Below are 14,502 nucleotides of genomic sequence, written 5' to 3'. Positions count from 1 at the left end.
AAATGAGACATAATAAAAAATTCAACCATCTTGGAAGGAAGAGTGCTCATCGGAAGGCCATGCTGTCAAATATGGCAAATTCACTGATTTTTCATAAGCGGATTACTACAACGGTAGCAAAAGCTAAAGCACTGAAGATGTATGTTGAACCGCTTATTACAAAAGCAAAAAATGATACAACTCATTCACGTCGTATTGTTTTCAGTATGTTGAAAAGTAAAACTGCAGTGGCAGAACTTTTTAGAGATGTTGCAGAAAAAATAGGCGAGCGTCCAGGCGGATACACCCGTATCCTGAAAACAGGCAATCGTTTAGGTGACAATGCTGAAATGTGTATTATCGAATTGGTTGATTACAACGAGAACTTGTTGTCGGCTAAAGAAGATAAGCCGAAGAAGCGTCGTTCGCGTCGCGGTGGTGCTAAAACTAAGGAAACTACGGTAACTCCTGCTCCGGGGAAAGTAGAAAAAGTGGTTGAAGAAACCAACGCTGAAGAAGTCGTTGCAGAACCGAATAAGGAAGAAGCCGCTGCTACGGAGGTGAAAACTGAAGAGCCCGTGCAGGATGAGACGAAAGCTGATGACGAAGAGAAGAAAGCACAATAGTAATGTTTATCAGAATGATCTAAAATGAAAGAGCTGACCCTGGGGTCAGCTCTTCTTTTTTTCACGAATGCAAGAGTCCCGGACTTTCAAAAAGCCAGGTAATGGTCTAGTTTTTCTTTCAGCAGATTAACTTGTATTGGTTTGACAAGATAGTCGTTGGCACCAAATGTTAAGCATCGTTTTCTGTCGGTATCGTCACTGCTTGTGGTGCAAAAGATAATGGGCGTGTTGTTGTTGATATTGCTATTCAGTGACCGTATTTGCCTGGTTGTCTCAGCCCCATCAATCAGCGGCATCCATAGATCCATCAGAATCAAATCGTACTTCGTGGCTTTGGTCAATCGTAAAGCCTCATCACCTCCACTGGCCATGTCAATTTCATAGTCATTCCTTAACGAATAGAATAAAAATTTGAGATTGATCGGATTATCGTCTACAACTAGAATTTTCAAATCTTTTTATTTTAACGATTAAATACACGGATAAAGTTAGCGATATATGTCTTGAATTTCCCTTACTTTTGCTAACTGGAAATTGGCTTACGGTAGCTGATTCAATGGTTTGGATTTTAATACACTGAAACATACATAAAATGGCAGACGATAAGAAGATAATTTTTTCAATGTACCGGGTGAGTAAAACCTTTCCACCTCAAAAACAAGTACTGAAGGATATTTCGCTATCATTTTTCCTTGGAGCGAAGATTGGAATCATTGGTTTAAACGGTTCTGGAAAGTCGACCCTTTTAAAAATAATCGCCGGATTGGAGAAGTCGTATCAAGGCGAAGTTGTATTCTCCTCAGGATATACTGTTGGTTATTTAGAGCAGGAACCTCATCTTGACGGGTCGAAGACGGTGAAGGAAACGGTTGAAGAGGGTGTGCAAGAGGTTGTTGATGTGCTCAAAGCTTATGAAGAAGTCAATTTGAAATTTGGTGAACCTGAGGTGCTGGATGATCCGGATAAGATGGATGCCTTGATTGCTGAACAAACAAAGTTGCAAGAGAAGATCGATCGTTATGATGCCTGGAATCTGGATGCAAAATTGGAACGAGCCATGGATGCCTTGCGATGTCCTCCTGGCGAACAGTTGGTGAGCGAACTTTCGGGGGGAGAGCAGCGTCGGGTAGCTCTATGCCGGTTATTGTTGAAGGAACCGGACGTGTTACTTTTGGACGAGCCAACCAACCATTTGGATGCCGAATCGGTCCAATGGCTTGAGATGCACCTGCAGCAATATAAAGGAACAGTTATTTGTATCACCCACGACCGCTACTTTCTGGACAATGTTGCTGGCTGGATACTGGAGCTTGATCGAGGGGAAGGAATTCCCTGGAAAGGAAACTATTCCTCATGGCTGGAGCAAAAATCGAAACGACTGGCTCAGGAAGAGAAGCAGCAGTCAAAACGACAGAAGACTTTGCAACGCGAATTGGAATGGATACGAATGGCTCCCAAAGCCCGTCATGCTAAAGCCAAAGCCCGTCTGAATGCCTATGACCAACTGATGAGTGAAGATTCAAGACAAAAGGAAGAAAAGCTTGAAATTTTCATTCCTAATGGTCCTCGCTTGGGTGAAAAGGTGATTGAAGCTCATGGCGTTGCAAAAGGATTTGGTGAACGTTTGCTTTTCGAAGACCTCGAATTTGTGCTGCCCCCCAATGGGATCGTGGGCGTAATTGGTCCCAACGGCGCAGGTAAGACGACCTTGTTTAAGTTGATTATGAAACAGCTTGAACCGGATAAGGGAACGTTCCACGTGGGCGAAACAGTTAAAATTGCGTACGTTGACCAGTCGCACGCTGCCATTGATCCAAATAAAACAGTCTATCAGGTCATCTCGGGCGGAACTGATCTTATGCAGCTGGGAAACAGGCAGGTTAATTCAAGGGCTTATGTTTCACGTTTTAATTTTTCAGGGGCTGATCAGGAAAAGAAGTGCGGAGTGTTATCGGGCGGAGAGCGGAACCGGCTGCATTTGGCAATTGCCCTCAAAGAAGAAGGTAACGTATTGCTGCTCGATGAGCCGACCAACGATATTGATGTAAATACACTGCGGGCTTTAGAGGAAGGTTTGGAAAACTTTGCAGGCTGTGCGGTTGTTATTTCACACGACCGTTGGTTTCTCGACCGGATTGCAACTCATATTCTTGCTTTTGAGGGTGAATCACGTGTTTATTACTTTGAAGGTAGTTACTCGGAATACGAAGAAAGCAAGAAAAAGCGACTGGGTGATGAAGGACCAACCCGAATTAAATATAAAAAATTGCTGAAATAGGTTCTTTTATGGTCTGTAAATGAATGAGTAAAATGCTCAAGAAAATAGAAAAAACGTAATTTTACTATTGGCAACTTCCAAATGAAACCATATATTTGTAAGAAGCCATTGTTATGGTTATTAATAATATGGGCCTATCAAGCAATCAAAAATGCTGAATTTTTGTTTTTCGATGATTTATGGTTCGATTATTGAACAGTTTTTAATTACAACAAACAATACATAAATAATTTAGTTATGAGAAAAAAATTACTTTTTATTGCACTGGCGGTTCTCGTTTCTGGCGTTAGTTACTCGCAAAACGCCAATTCGGACGAACCCGATTTCAATCACTGGTCTATCGATGCTGGTATTGGCTTAACTAAGCCTTACCGAAATATGGCTCCGGGGTATGGAACTGCTACTCCCGACTTCTTATCAGGCGAACTGGGTGCCAGATATATGTTTAATGAGTTTTTTGGTGTGAAAGCTGGGCTTGGGTATAATAATTTCCAAGAAAAGGATGGCCTGATGGATTTTACGACCAAACAGTATCAGTTTGATGTTCAGGGTGTTGTTGGTGTTGGGCGTCTGCTGCATTTTGAGACCTGGACGCAAACATTTAACCTGTTGGCTCACGCTGGTTTGGGAGTGGGTTGGTTGGATTATGATAATATTTCAGATGGTGACCACGTCGGAACTGCAAAGGCTGGTTTTACTGGAATGGCTAAATTGTCAGACCGGGTAAGTTTGAATATTGATGGTTCCATGGGCTACAATGGACGGCAAAACAGAACATTCGATGGACGTGTAACGAGAAATGATGAACCATTTGTTTTTACTGGTACCATTGGAATTTCCTATTATTTAGGAAAAAACGAAACCCATGCTGACTGGTTTGTTCGTGGTGATGAGTATGCTGCGCTGCTGGATTCGCGAATTGCAGCATTGGAAGAGCAGATTCAAAAGTCTCGTGCTGAAGATGCTAAGAAAGTCCAGGAGGGTGATGATAAGCTGAATACAAGAGTTGATGAACTTGATAGTAAGGTTGATGGACTGAGCAACAAAGAAGTTGACATGATTGAGCAGTTGATTAATGAAGGTTATGTGAACATCTTCTTCGATTTCAATAGTTCAGAAATTGACAAAGGAGCTACTGATGCCATCAATGTTCTTCGTACTTACATGAAAAAGAATCCAGGTGTCAATGTCAACTTGGTGGGATACGCTGATGAAAAAGGTCCGGAGGATTACAACAAAAAGCTTTCAACCAAAAGAGCAGAAGCTGTAGCGGATGTACTGGTTAAGGCTGGTATTGAAAAATCAAGACTGAACACCGAAGGTCGTGGTGAAGATACAAGTGTTGATGAAGGCTCGCCAAATGCGCGTCAATTGGCTCGGAGAGTTACTTTCAGCATTCGATAAGCATCGCTGTCCTTCTGCGAAATAGAGAATCGAGAAAAAATAGATAATCATTAAAACCCTGGAGTTTCGGCTTTGGGGTTTTTTATTGGTACTCCAACTGATGCGTAGACCGACAATCAAATTTACGGGGTTAAAAAGAGGAGTTATTCTTCAGAACGAATAAAAATTCCGATGTTTGTACTATGCCTGTTCAAATGTTTGCCGATGTCATATTACCCTTGCCGCTGAACAACAAATTTACCTACCTCGTGGCTCCCGGGTTCGAGCCCAATATGAAGGTTGGAATCCGTGTTGTTGTCCAGTTCGGGGCCCGTAAGTTTTTTTCGGCCTTGGTTTTTCGTCTACATGATCAAGTCCCAGAAGGGGATTTTGAGTTAAAGCAAATTGATGCCATTCTGGATCAGGAGCCCATTGTTAATCAGGCGCAGATTATCGCATGGGAATGGGTGGCGAACTACTATTGTTGCTCATTGGGCGAAGTGTATAAAGCGGCACTTCCTTCAGCGTTGAAATTGGAGAGCCAGTCGAATGTTAGCCCCAACCCAAACTTTCAGATCACCGGGGAGTTGAATGGTGAAGAAACAGCTTTGTTATTGATGCTTCAGGGAAGAGGGCAGGCCAATATCCGCGAGATTAACCAATTTTTGGGTAAGAAATCATCGTATGCGACCCTAAAGATTCTCCTTGAAAAAAACGCCATTTTAATGGAAGAACAGTTGAAGGAGAGCTACAAGCCGAAGACCGTCTCCATGGTTCGTTTGTCTAAGGAGATTTCTTCTCCCGCCGAAATTGAGCAGGCCGTCGAAGGAGTGAAAAAGGCCCGGAAGCAATCCGAATTGTTGGCATACTTTTTAAGCTCAACCGTGTTTCATCATGAACCAAGACACAGCCTTCCGAAAAAGGAGTTGCTGGAACAGGCAGGTGTTTCTGATGCGGTGTTAAAGGCCTTGATTGATAAGAAGATTCTGGTGAGTGAATCAGTCGAAATTGGACGGCTTAAAATGAATCATTTGGCTGATCAATTTCTGTATGACTTGAATACAGCGCAGGAAAATACTGTGCTTGAACTCAAGCAAGCTTTTCAATCCAATCGGCCGGTTCTGTTGCACGGTGTGACCTCCAGCGGAAAAACTGAGATCTACATCAAACTGATAGAAGAAGTCCTGGACGAAGGGAAACAAGTGTTGTATTTGGTTCCTGAAATCGGATTGACGTCTCAGCTGATTACGCGCCTAAAACGGGCTTTTGGTGATCGTGCGGGAATTTACCATTCTAAATTTAACGATGCAGAACGGGTGGAAATTTGGTTTAATATTTTGCACGATAAGAAAGATTCGTATCAGGTAGTCGTAGGAGCCCGTTCTGCTGTTTTCCTACCTTTTAAAAAACTGGGGCTTATAATCGTGGACGAGGAGCACGAGAATAGTTATAAGCAATTTGATCCGGCGCCGCGCTACAATGCCCGCGATTTAGCGGTGGTGTTGGGGCAGATTCACCAGGCACCTGTCTTGCTGGGAACGGCCACACCATCGTTTGAAAGCTACTATAACGTTAAGTTGAATAAATATGCCTTGGTCGAGTTAAATGAACGATACCAAGGAATTGAAATGCCTGAAATTGTGGTGGCTGACATTCGGAAAGCAACACGCCAAAGGCAAATGAAATCGCTGCTCACTCCCCTTTTGTATGAAGAAGTGAAATTGGCGCTAGAAAACAAAGAACAAGTTATTTTGTTTCAAAACCGGCGAGGGTTCGCGCCTTACGTGCAGTGCAAAACCTGCGGGTGGATTCCGAAATGCATGAATTGCGATGTGAGCTTGACCTATCATAAATTCAGATCGGGCTTGGTGTGTCATTATTGCGGACATACCTCTTCTTTGCCAGCAAATTGTGGAGCGTGTCATTCCGAAGACATTCAAACCAAAGGTTTTGGTACCGAACAAATAGAAGAGGAGTTAGGACTTCTTTTTCCCGAGGCCAGTATTGCTCGAATGGACCTGGACACCACCCGGGCCAAACGTTCGTTCGAGCAAATCATCTACAAATTTGAAAATCGCCAGATCGACATTTTGGTTGGAACGCAGATGGTAACCAAAGGACTGGATTTTGATCATGTGCGAGTGGTGGGCATTTTGAATGCCGACCAATTATTGAACTACCCGGACTTCCGTTCGTTTGAGCGTTCGTTCCAGTTGATGGCCCAGGTGAGTGGCCGCGCCGGACGAAAAGGTAAGCGGGGGAAAGTGGTGATTCAAACCTCGCAAGCCAGTCATGAAGTGCTGCAGGAAGTGATTGACAACAATTTTATCCAGTTGTTTAATAGGCAAATGCAGGAACGCAAGTTATTTCGTTATCCTCCTTATTTTCGGTTGATTAAGATCGTGGTGAAACACAAAAATCGCGACCGACTGGATATGGGAGCCAACCACTTGGCGGGTTTGTTACGTAAACAATTTCGAAACCGGGTGCTTGGACCGGAATACCCGGTTGTTGGGCGGATTCAGAACTGGTATCAGAAAGAGATCTGGTTAAAACTTGAGAAGAACAAAGTCTTGGATCAGAGCAAAAAGATGCTGATGGATGCGATCGATCAGGTCAAATCACTCCCAAACAATACAGGTCTGGTTATTTATGCCGATGTTGATCCGATGTAATTCGCTGAAATTCCAAATTTCAAGTTTCAAATTCCTTTACTACTTTTGTAGGCGTTAAAATGAGTATCAGCGTGGAGAAATTTAAAGTTGAAGACGTCTTTAATAAATTTTCCAACGTCAGGGCACTGGTGGTTGGCGATGCGATGGTTGATTCGTATTTGTGGGGAACTGTTGATCGAATTTCATCGGAGGCGCCGATTCCGATTGTCACAGTTGGGCGTCAGGAAAACCGGATTGGTGGAGCTGCCAATGTGTCGCTTAACCTTCAATCTTTAGGAGCAACTCCTGTTTTAGTTTCCATGGTGGGAACTGACCCCAAAGGCGATATTTTCATGCAACTGCTTCAAAAAAGTGGCATGACTGATATCGGAATTTTGCGCTCTGATAGCAGGCAGACAACCGTGAAAACCCGGATTATGAGTGGCAGACAGCAGGTTGTACGCGTGGATGAGGAGACTACCGAATTGATTTTGGCCCACGAAGAACAGCTTGTTTTTGATCGTATAGAGTCACTGATGGAGCAGCAGAAGTTCGATCTCATTTTGTTTGTTGATTACGATAAAGGACTCATTACAAAAACGTTGATTGAAAGTATAAGCAAGCTGGCTCGCTCCAAGGGGATTTTGATCGCTGTTGATCCGAAGAAACGAAACTTCAACAATTACAGCCATGTTGATCTTTTCAAACCCAACTTTAAAGAGTTTAAGGAAGGACTCGGTTTTTCAATTGATAAAGCCGATTTTCAATCAATTTTGGAGGCAGCCGAAAAGTTTAAACAGGAAAAAAAGCTGGATGTGATTTTTATTACGCTATCAGAGCTTGGCGTAATCATCAGCAATGGCGCCACTCAGAGTCATTTCCCAGCCGAAATTCGAGATATTGCCGATGTTTCCGGGGCGGGCGATACGGTGATTGCGGTAGCCAGCCTTTGTTTGGCTGCCCGTATGCCAACCCGCTTTATGGCACAGCTTTCTAACTTGGCAGGTGGTTTGGTTTGTGAAAAATCAGGAGTTGTACCTATTGATTGTGAACGACTTAAGATGGAAGCCTGTAAGATTGAAATGTCGTAGTAAATTAAGGCTTTTGGAATCAGAGGATTAAGCCGGATCACAAGATAAATTTGTGATTCCTCGGTCATTTTATCCATAAAATATTAACTTTGGAACTCAGCGAAAATCAGGAGAAAACTATGGGAAAAGTTATTGCACTAGCCAACCAAAAAGGGGGCGTAGGAAAAACAACATCAGCGATTAATTTAGCGGCCAGTCTGGCAGTTTTGGAATATAAAGTGTTGATTATTGACGCTGACCCTCAGGCAAATGCTACTTCAGGAATTGGATTTGATGTGAGGAATGTAAAAACCAGCATTTATGAATGTATTGTAGATGATATTGATCCACGCAAGATCGTCTTGAACTCCGAAATTGAAGGCTTGGATCTGATCCCCTCGCACATTGACTTGGTTGGTGCCGAAATTGAAATGCTCAATTTGCCCAACCGTGAGAAGGTGATGAAAGTGGTTATCGAAAAACTCCGTGACGATTATGATTTCATCTTGATTGACTGTTCCCCCTCACTGGGATTGATCACGGTTAATTCGCTTACCGCAGCCGACTCGATTATTATTCCGGTTCAGTGCGAATATTTCGCGCTGGAAGGATTGGGGAAATTGCTGAATACAATTAAAATCATTCAAACCCGTTTGAATCCTGATTTGGAGATTGAAGGTTTTCTGCTGACCATGTATGATTCGAGGCTGAACCTTTCAAACCAAGTGCTCGAAGAAGTACGAACCCACTTTGGTGATATGGTTTTTGAATCAACGATTTCACGAAACATCAAGCTTAGTGAAGCCCCGAGTTACGGGAAACCAGTTATTTTGTACGATGCCAACTCGCGTGGTTCGGAAAATTATATGGATCTGGCTCGTGAGATTTTGCAAAAGAATGATTTGACAAAAATTAAAAATTCTGAAAAAGTAATCGAATAAATAATTCGCGTAATAATGGCAAAAAGGAATGCATTGGGTAGAGGGCTTGGCGCCCTGATTGATGATGCGGGTCGGGATCGCGGCCCGGATTCGTCGATTAGCGAGATTGCGCTTGACGAAATTGAAGCCAACCCGTTTCAGCCCCGGACAAAGTTTGATGAAGAAGCGCTAAATGAATTAGCTGCTTCGATCAAGGAAATTGGCATTATTCAACCGATTACCCTTCGACAGGTTGATGACCGGAAATTTCAGATCATTGCCGGTGAACGCCGCTTCAGGGCATCAAAAATTGCCGGTTTGACAACCATCACCGCCTACGTTCGTAAAGCCGACGACGAAGGCATGCTGGAAATGGCCCTGATCGAAAATATTCAGCGTGAAGACCTGGATGCCATTGAAATTGCGCTTTCGTATCAGCGTTTGATTGATGAGTGCAAACTGACCCAGGAAAGTCTCAGCGACCGTGTGGGTAAAAAACGGTCAACCGTATCGAACTACCTTCGTTTACTGCGATTACCAGCGGCGATTCAGAAAGGGATTGTGGATAAAACCATTTCGATGGGACACGCCCGGGCATTGGTTAATATTCAGATTCCGGAAGATCAGTTAGCGATTTATGAAGAGATTCTGAAACATGACTTTTCGGTTCGTAAGGTCGAGGAACTTGTCAGGCAGCTTAATAGCTCGGAGAAGAAAGTGATGCCATCGGCTCCAAAGAAAAAGCATCCGGAAGAATACGGAGAATTACAGGAGCATTTAAGCCGTTTTTTTAAAACAAAGGTCGATTTTTCACTCAACAATAAAGGAAAGGGAAAAATCGTTATTCCGTTTGGTTCATCAAAAGACCTGGAACGAATTATTGGTATTCTGGATAAATTGAATGGCTAATTTGATTTCAAAAAAACATTAACGATAGTGAAAGTGCCTAAAACTGATTATCGGATTTCAAGTCTTTAATACCCAGGTATTCGAGTGATTAAAAGAAAACTAAATTGGTCTCTGACCATAACAGCCCTGTTTATATTCCTGTTCTTATTGACAGGATTTGTTGCGTCTGCCCAGCAAATAGCGGCTGACGGCGAGTCAGTTCCGGCCGAAAAACCAGAACATTCGCCACGAAAAGCAACGATTTATTCGGCTGTGTTGCCGGGGATGGGGCAAATTTATAACAAGAAATATTGGAAAGTTCCGTTGATTTATATAGGCTTTGGCGCATTTGCCTATTTTATCGACTGGAATAATGATCAGTATGTGCTTTACCGGCAGGCTTATGCTGATATTGTGGATGATGACCCGAACACCAATTCGTTTGAAGATTTGAACTTTGAAGGTCGGTGGGACGGACAAACGCAGCAGTTTACAACCGCTCTACAGCGGGCGAAGGATTATTCACGAAGGAACCGGGATTTGGTTATCATCTCAACCGCTGCGTTTTATGCGCTCAATATCATTGATGCAAGCGTTGACGCGCATTTTTTTAATTTTGATATTGGTGATGATTTAACCATGAGATGGATACCCGGGCCGGTTTATTGTATGGATAGAAAATTAGTAGGAATTCATTGTAGGATAAGATTTTAAAGGGAGAGGGATATGAAGAATTTAATTGGTTTAATCGTTGTTTTTTTGGTGAGTAGTGTCGTTCAAAACGCATTTGCTGATCGTTTTGACAAAGAAGATATAAAGAGAGTCAGAAGCATTGAAGTGATTGCTTTGGATAGTGTGGATGGGTACCACAAGAAATATAAAATACCCGACGAAAACCTGAATGATATTTTTGCGGCGAAGATCGATAGTTTATTGAACTCGTGGTACATGCAAAATGCGTTTGAAATGCCGGTAGCGGAAGAACTTCTGGACAGTGCCAGCCTTGTTTCAATTCCCGACTCGGTGTATATACAGCGGCTTCAGGGAATTGAGTCTTACGTGGATTTGTCGTACAACAAAACGGTGCGGAATTTTATTGAACTGTACACACAGCGCCGACGCGACCAGGTGGAAATGATGCTTGGGTTGGCGAGTTATTATTTCCCCCTTTTTGAGGAAATGCTGGACAAGCACGATTTGCCGATGGAACTGAAGTATATGGCAATCATCGAATCAGCTTTGAATCCTGTTGCCCGCTCACGGGCCAATGCCGTTGGTTTGTGGCAGTTTATGTACGGAACGGGTAAAATGTACAAGCTGGAGATTGGTACCTACGTGGACGAACGTCGCGATCCGATGAAGGCAACAGAGGCAGCGGTGCTTTATCTGAAGGACTTGTACAAGATTTATAAAAACTGGCATTTGGTGATTGCGGCCTACAACTGCGGACCCGGAAATGTCAACAAGGCGATCCGCCGCTCGGGTGGCGAGCGCGATTATTGGGCGATCTACTACCGTTTGCCTCGCGAAACCCGCGGTTATGTGCCGGCTTTCATCGCTGCGGCATACGTGATGACCAACTATCATCAGCACAACCTGAGTCCCCGTTATCCTGATTTTCCGATTGTAACCGATACGATCATGATCAACAGTTACCTGCATTTTGATCAGATAGCCGAAGTGACCGGCACACCGGTTGAAGCGCTTCGCGCGCTGAATCCGCAATACCGCATGGACATTATTCCTGCAAAGAAAGATAAACCATACGTGTTGAAGATTCCAATTGAAATGGTAGCCAGTTTTATCGATAACGAAGAAGCTGTTTATGCCTTGAATCGCGACAAGTATTTTCCGAACAACGAAATCATCAACCCCAAAAGCAGTACAACGGCTTATCCAACCGATATCCAAGGGAAAGATAAGTTGTATTACACGGTCAAATCGGGCGATAACTTGGGGTATATTTCGGAATGGTTCCGGGTGCGAACTTCCGACCTGCGCTATTGGAACAATATTCGCAACAACCTGATCCGGGTGGGGCAGAAACTGGCGGTTTACGTACCGCAGGGACAAGCCGATTTTTACGCAGACGTGAACAGGATGAGTTTTTCTGAAAAGCAATCCTTTAAAAGAAAAACCCCGGTCACTAACGCAAGCGCTCAGGTACAGACGACAGCCAGCGGCGAGTTTGTTTTGTACACGGTGCGCAGGGGTGACAACTTGTGGTCGATTGCCCGCAAGTTCCCCGGAGTGTCCAACAACGATATCCTGAAATGGAATAACATAGGCAATGCCAATAAGCTACAGGTGGGGCAGAAATTGAAAATTCAACCCCGGGGATAAGGAAGTTTTTCAGGCGTTTGCAGATACCCGATTTTAACTTTACTTTTATTCGGCAGCTAAAATCGGATCATGACACCAGTTCGGGAATTCTTATACTTTTTAATCCTGCTTACTGTTTTTTCGGTTCTCCTTTTGTTATTGAGAGCGGAAGAAGGCATGCCTGTTTCGGCTCTTGTTATTCAGGAACCTTTGCCTGTTGCGGTGCACGAAATTCCGGAGCCCGAAGACGATACTTTGGCCGCTTCCGAACCAGACTCAATGCTGGCCGGAGCGCCACTTGTACAGGAGGCCGAAGCAGGGCTTTTTCATCCTGTTCCTCTGGTTTTTGCAGAGGATGATTCCCTCCGCCTTCAAGGGTTGGCATATCAGCTAAAGCATGCGTCACATGCGAACTTGCCGGTTCGGGTAGTGTATTTTGGGGACTCACAAATTGAGAATGACCGCATTACCTCGGCCTTGCGCCAGCAACTACAGGAGCAGTTCGCTGGCAGTGGTCCGGGCTTTGTACCTTTGGATTTGTATTACAACACCCGTCACAAGTTGATTATTGAAACTTCGAAAAACTGGGAGATTAAAACCTTTCAGGATAAAGACTTTATCAACGAAAGCTTACTGTTTAAAAATGCTTTGCTGACGGCTGTCAATGCGAAAGGTTGGTTCCGAATCCGGCGGATCCGGAGGCTCAATCCCGGCCCCGATTACCAGTTGATGAAATTGTATTATACCGCCAAAGACAGCTGCCTGGTGACTGTTATGCAGGGGCGCGACGTGATTTACTCCGGCTTCCTGATTCCACAAAACGAATTGGCGACCCTTGATTTCCAGTTTAACCGTACTCCCGATGATATTCGCTTTGACTTTGCGGCGAAAGACAGCCTGAACATTGCCGGCCTGTCGCTCGAAACCGGCTCTGGCGTGTTAGTCGACAACATCGCGTTGCGGGGCTTGTCATACCCAACCTTCGAAGCATCGGATCAGGCGGCCATCGCCCAAATGCTTGGACAGGTTAAGGTGGGCTTGTTTGTACTCCATTTTGGGGTGAACCTGGTGCCGGTTCAGGCAGACGATTACCCCAACTTTCGCAAGTATTTTCAACGGCAAATCGATTTCCTGAAACGAATCCAACCCGAAGTTCCCATCCTGATTATCGGGGTGTCGGATATGGCTCGGATGCACGACGGGCAGTTTATTTCCTACCCCAATATTCCCGTCATCAAACAAATTCAGTACGAAATAGCCATGTACAACCACGCGGCCTTTTGGGATTTGCAGGCGTTTATGGGTGGGGAGGGCGCCATGAGTCGTTGGGTAAACGCATCGCCGGCCTTGGGGCGGAAAGACTACGTTCATTTTTCGGACGAAGGTGCCGAAGTGGTAGGTCAGGAATTGGCCCGGATCCTTCTGGAGGTTTTGCAACCCATAACTGATACGCTTGCCCATGATTGAGAGCCTGAGCGATATCATCCAAAGCATCTGGCAGTACCGGCCGGAAGAACCACTGTTTTACACGGGATTGGCCTTTTGGATCGCCTTCACTTTTGTGCTGGGCGTGTACTCGCTGGTGTATCGGAAAAATCCGCTGCGCAACGGCTATTTATTGGTGGTCAGCTGGTTTATTTATTTCCAGATGAGTGGCGCTTTTCTGGCGCTGCTGGCTTTTTCGTGCCTGGCAAACTATGGCTTTGGCTTGTTGGTTACCCGCCGCAAAAGCAAGCACCTGTGGCTGACTTTAGCCGTTGGGTTGAATTTACTCATCTTGGGCTATTTCAAGTACACCTATTTCTTCATCGATACGGTTAACCAGTTGTTTCAAACCGACTACCAGGTGTTCAATTGGATTGGCTGGCTGCTGAACCAGGTGGCCCGCGATGTGGTAGACGAGCAGTCAATTTTGTTGCCGATCGGAATTTCGTTTTACACCTTCCAGGCTATTAGCTACTTGATTGATGTGTTTCGTGGCGATTCCGAAGTGGTGAAAAACCCGCTTGACTTTAGTTTTTACCTGAGCTTTTTTCCTCAGTTGGTGGCGGGTCCGATTGTCCGGGCATCGTCGTTTATTCCGCAGTTGTATCAGAAATTTCGCTTGAAAAGGGAGGAGTTTAGCCACGCCATTTTTCTGATCACCAAGGGGCTGTTTAAGAAAATGGTGATTGCCGACTTTTTGGCCCTGAACTTTGTTGACCGGGTTTTTGAGGCGCCGCTGGCCTATTCCGGACTGGAAAATCTACTGTCGGTGTACGCCTATTCCATCCAGATTTACTGTGACTTCTCGGGCTATACCGACATCGCCATTGGGCTGGCGCTGATCCTGGGCTTCAAGATTCCGGTGAATTTCAACGCGCCTTACCAGGCGTCCAGCCT

The 14,502-nt window shown here is 44.5% G+C and carries 11 protein-coding genes and 1 pseudogene; 11 read left to right on the top strand and 1 reads right to left on the bottom strand.

What is annotated here, in order from left to right:
- Positions 1–2: 2 nt before the first annotated feature.
- Positions 3–353, top strand: a pseudogene (gene rplQ / locus AAC033_RS08805) (50S ribosomal protein L17); the annotation flags it as partial.
- 338 nt (positions 354–691) lie between these two features.
- Here the strand turns inward: rplQ and AAC033_RS08800 are convergent.
- A complete protein-coding gene (locus tag AAC033_RS08800) occupies positions 692–1,057 on the bottom strand; it encodes a response regulator (RefSeq protein ID WP_339737149.1) in 366 nt (121 codons plus the stop codon).
- Between the two features lie 140 nt (positions 1,058–1,197).
- Between AAC033_RS08800 and ettA the strand changes: the two genes are divergently transcribed.
- The 10 genes from ettA to AAC033_RS08750 form a co-directional block, all read left to right on the top strand.
- Positions 1,198–2,883: an energy-dependent translational throttle protein EttA gene (ettA, locus tag AAC033_RS08795; RefSeq protein ID WP_339737147.1), complete on the top strand. Its 1,686-nt coding sequence runs from the start codon at positions 1,198–1,200 to the stop codon at positions 2,881–2,883.
- Positions 2,884–3,120: 237 nt separating this feature from the next.
- Positions 3,121–4,287: an OmpA family protein gene (locus AAC033_RS08790; RefSeq protein WP_339737145.1), complete on the top strand. Its 1,167-nt coding sequence runs from the start codon at positions 3,121–3,123 to the stop codon at positions 4,285–4,287.
- 182 nt (positions 4,288–4,469) lie between these two features.
- The gene (gene priA / locus AAC033_RS08785; RefSeq protein ID WP_339737143.1) at positions 4,470–6,941 is read left to right on the top strand and encodes a primosomal protein N'; all 2,472 of its coding nucleotides are present in this window, start codon (positions 4,470–4,472) and stop codon (positions 6,939–6,941) included.
- Between the two features lie 71 nt (positions 6,942–7,012).
- On the top strand, positions 7,013–8,011 hold the full coding sequence (locus AAC033_RS08780; RefSeq protein WP_339737141.1) for a bifunctional ADP-heptose synthase: 999 nt from the start codon (positions 7,013–7,015) through the stop codon (positions 8,009–8,011).
- Positions 8,012–8,130: 119 nt separating this feature from the next.
- Positions 8,131–8,931, top strand: coding sequence for an AAA family ATPase (locus AAC033_RS08775; protein ID WP_339737139.1), 801 nt, complete (start codon positions 8,131–8,133; stop codon positions 8,929–8,931).
- A 15-nt stretch (positions 8,932–8,946) separates the two neighbouring features.
- The gene (locus AAC033_RS08770) at positions 8,947–9,819 is read left to right on the top strand and encodes a ParB/RepB/Spo0J family partition protein (RefSeq protein WP_339737137.1); all 873 of its coding nucleotides are present in this window, start codon (positions 8,947–8,949) and stop codon (positions 9,817–9,819) included.
- Positions 9,820–9,903: 84 nt separating this feature from the next.
- Positions 9,904–10,512: a DUF5683 domain-containing protein gene (locus tag AAC033_RS08765; protein ID WP_339737136.1), complete on the top strand. Its 609-nt coding sequence runs from the start codon at positions 9,904–9,906 to the stop codon at positions 10,510–10,512.
- A 12-nt stretch (positions 10,513–10,524) separates the two neighbouring features.
- Positions 10,525–12,141, top strand: a complete 1,617-nt coding sequence (locus tag AAC033_RS08760) for a transglycosylase SLT domain-containing protein (RefSeq protein WP_339737134.1) — start codon at positions 10,525–10,527, stop codon at positions 12,139–12,141.
- Positions 12,142–12,210: 69 nt separating this feature from the next.
- On the top strand, positions 12,211–13,587 hold the full coding sequence (locus AAC033_RS08755) for a hypothetical protein (protein WP_339737132.1): 1,377 nt from the start codon (positions 12,211–12,213) through the stop codon (positions 13,585–13,587).
- Positions 13,580–14,502, top strand: a 923-nt coding sequence (locus AAC033_RS08750) for an MBOAT family O-acyltransferase (RefSeq protein ID WP_339737131.1), incomplete at its 3' end; no start/stop codon positions are given. The genes AAC033_RS08755 and AAC033_RS08750, both read left to right, overlap by 8 nt.

This window comes from uncultured Sunxiuqinia sp. (genome assembly GCF_963974515.1).
Lineage (GTDB): Bacteria > Bacteroidota > Bacteroidia > Bacteroidales > Prolixibacteraceae > Sunxiuqinia.
Note: the sequence above shows the minus strand (reverse complement) of the source record. Positions and strands in the feature narration are given on the sequence as shown.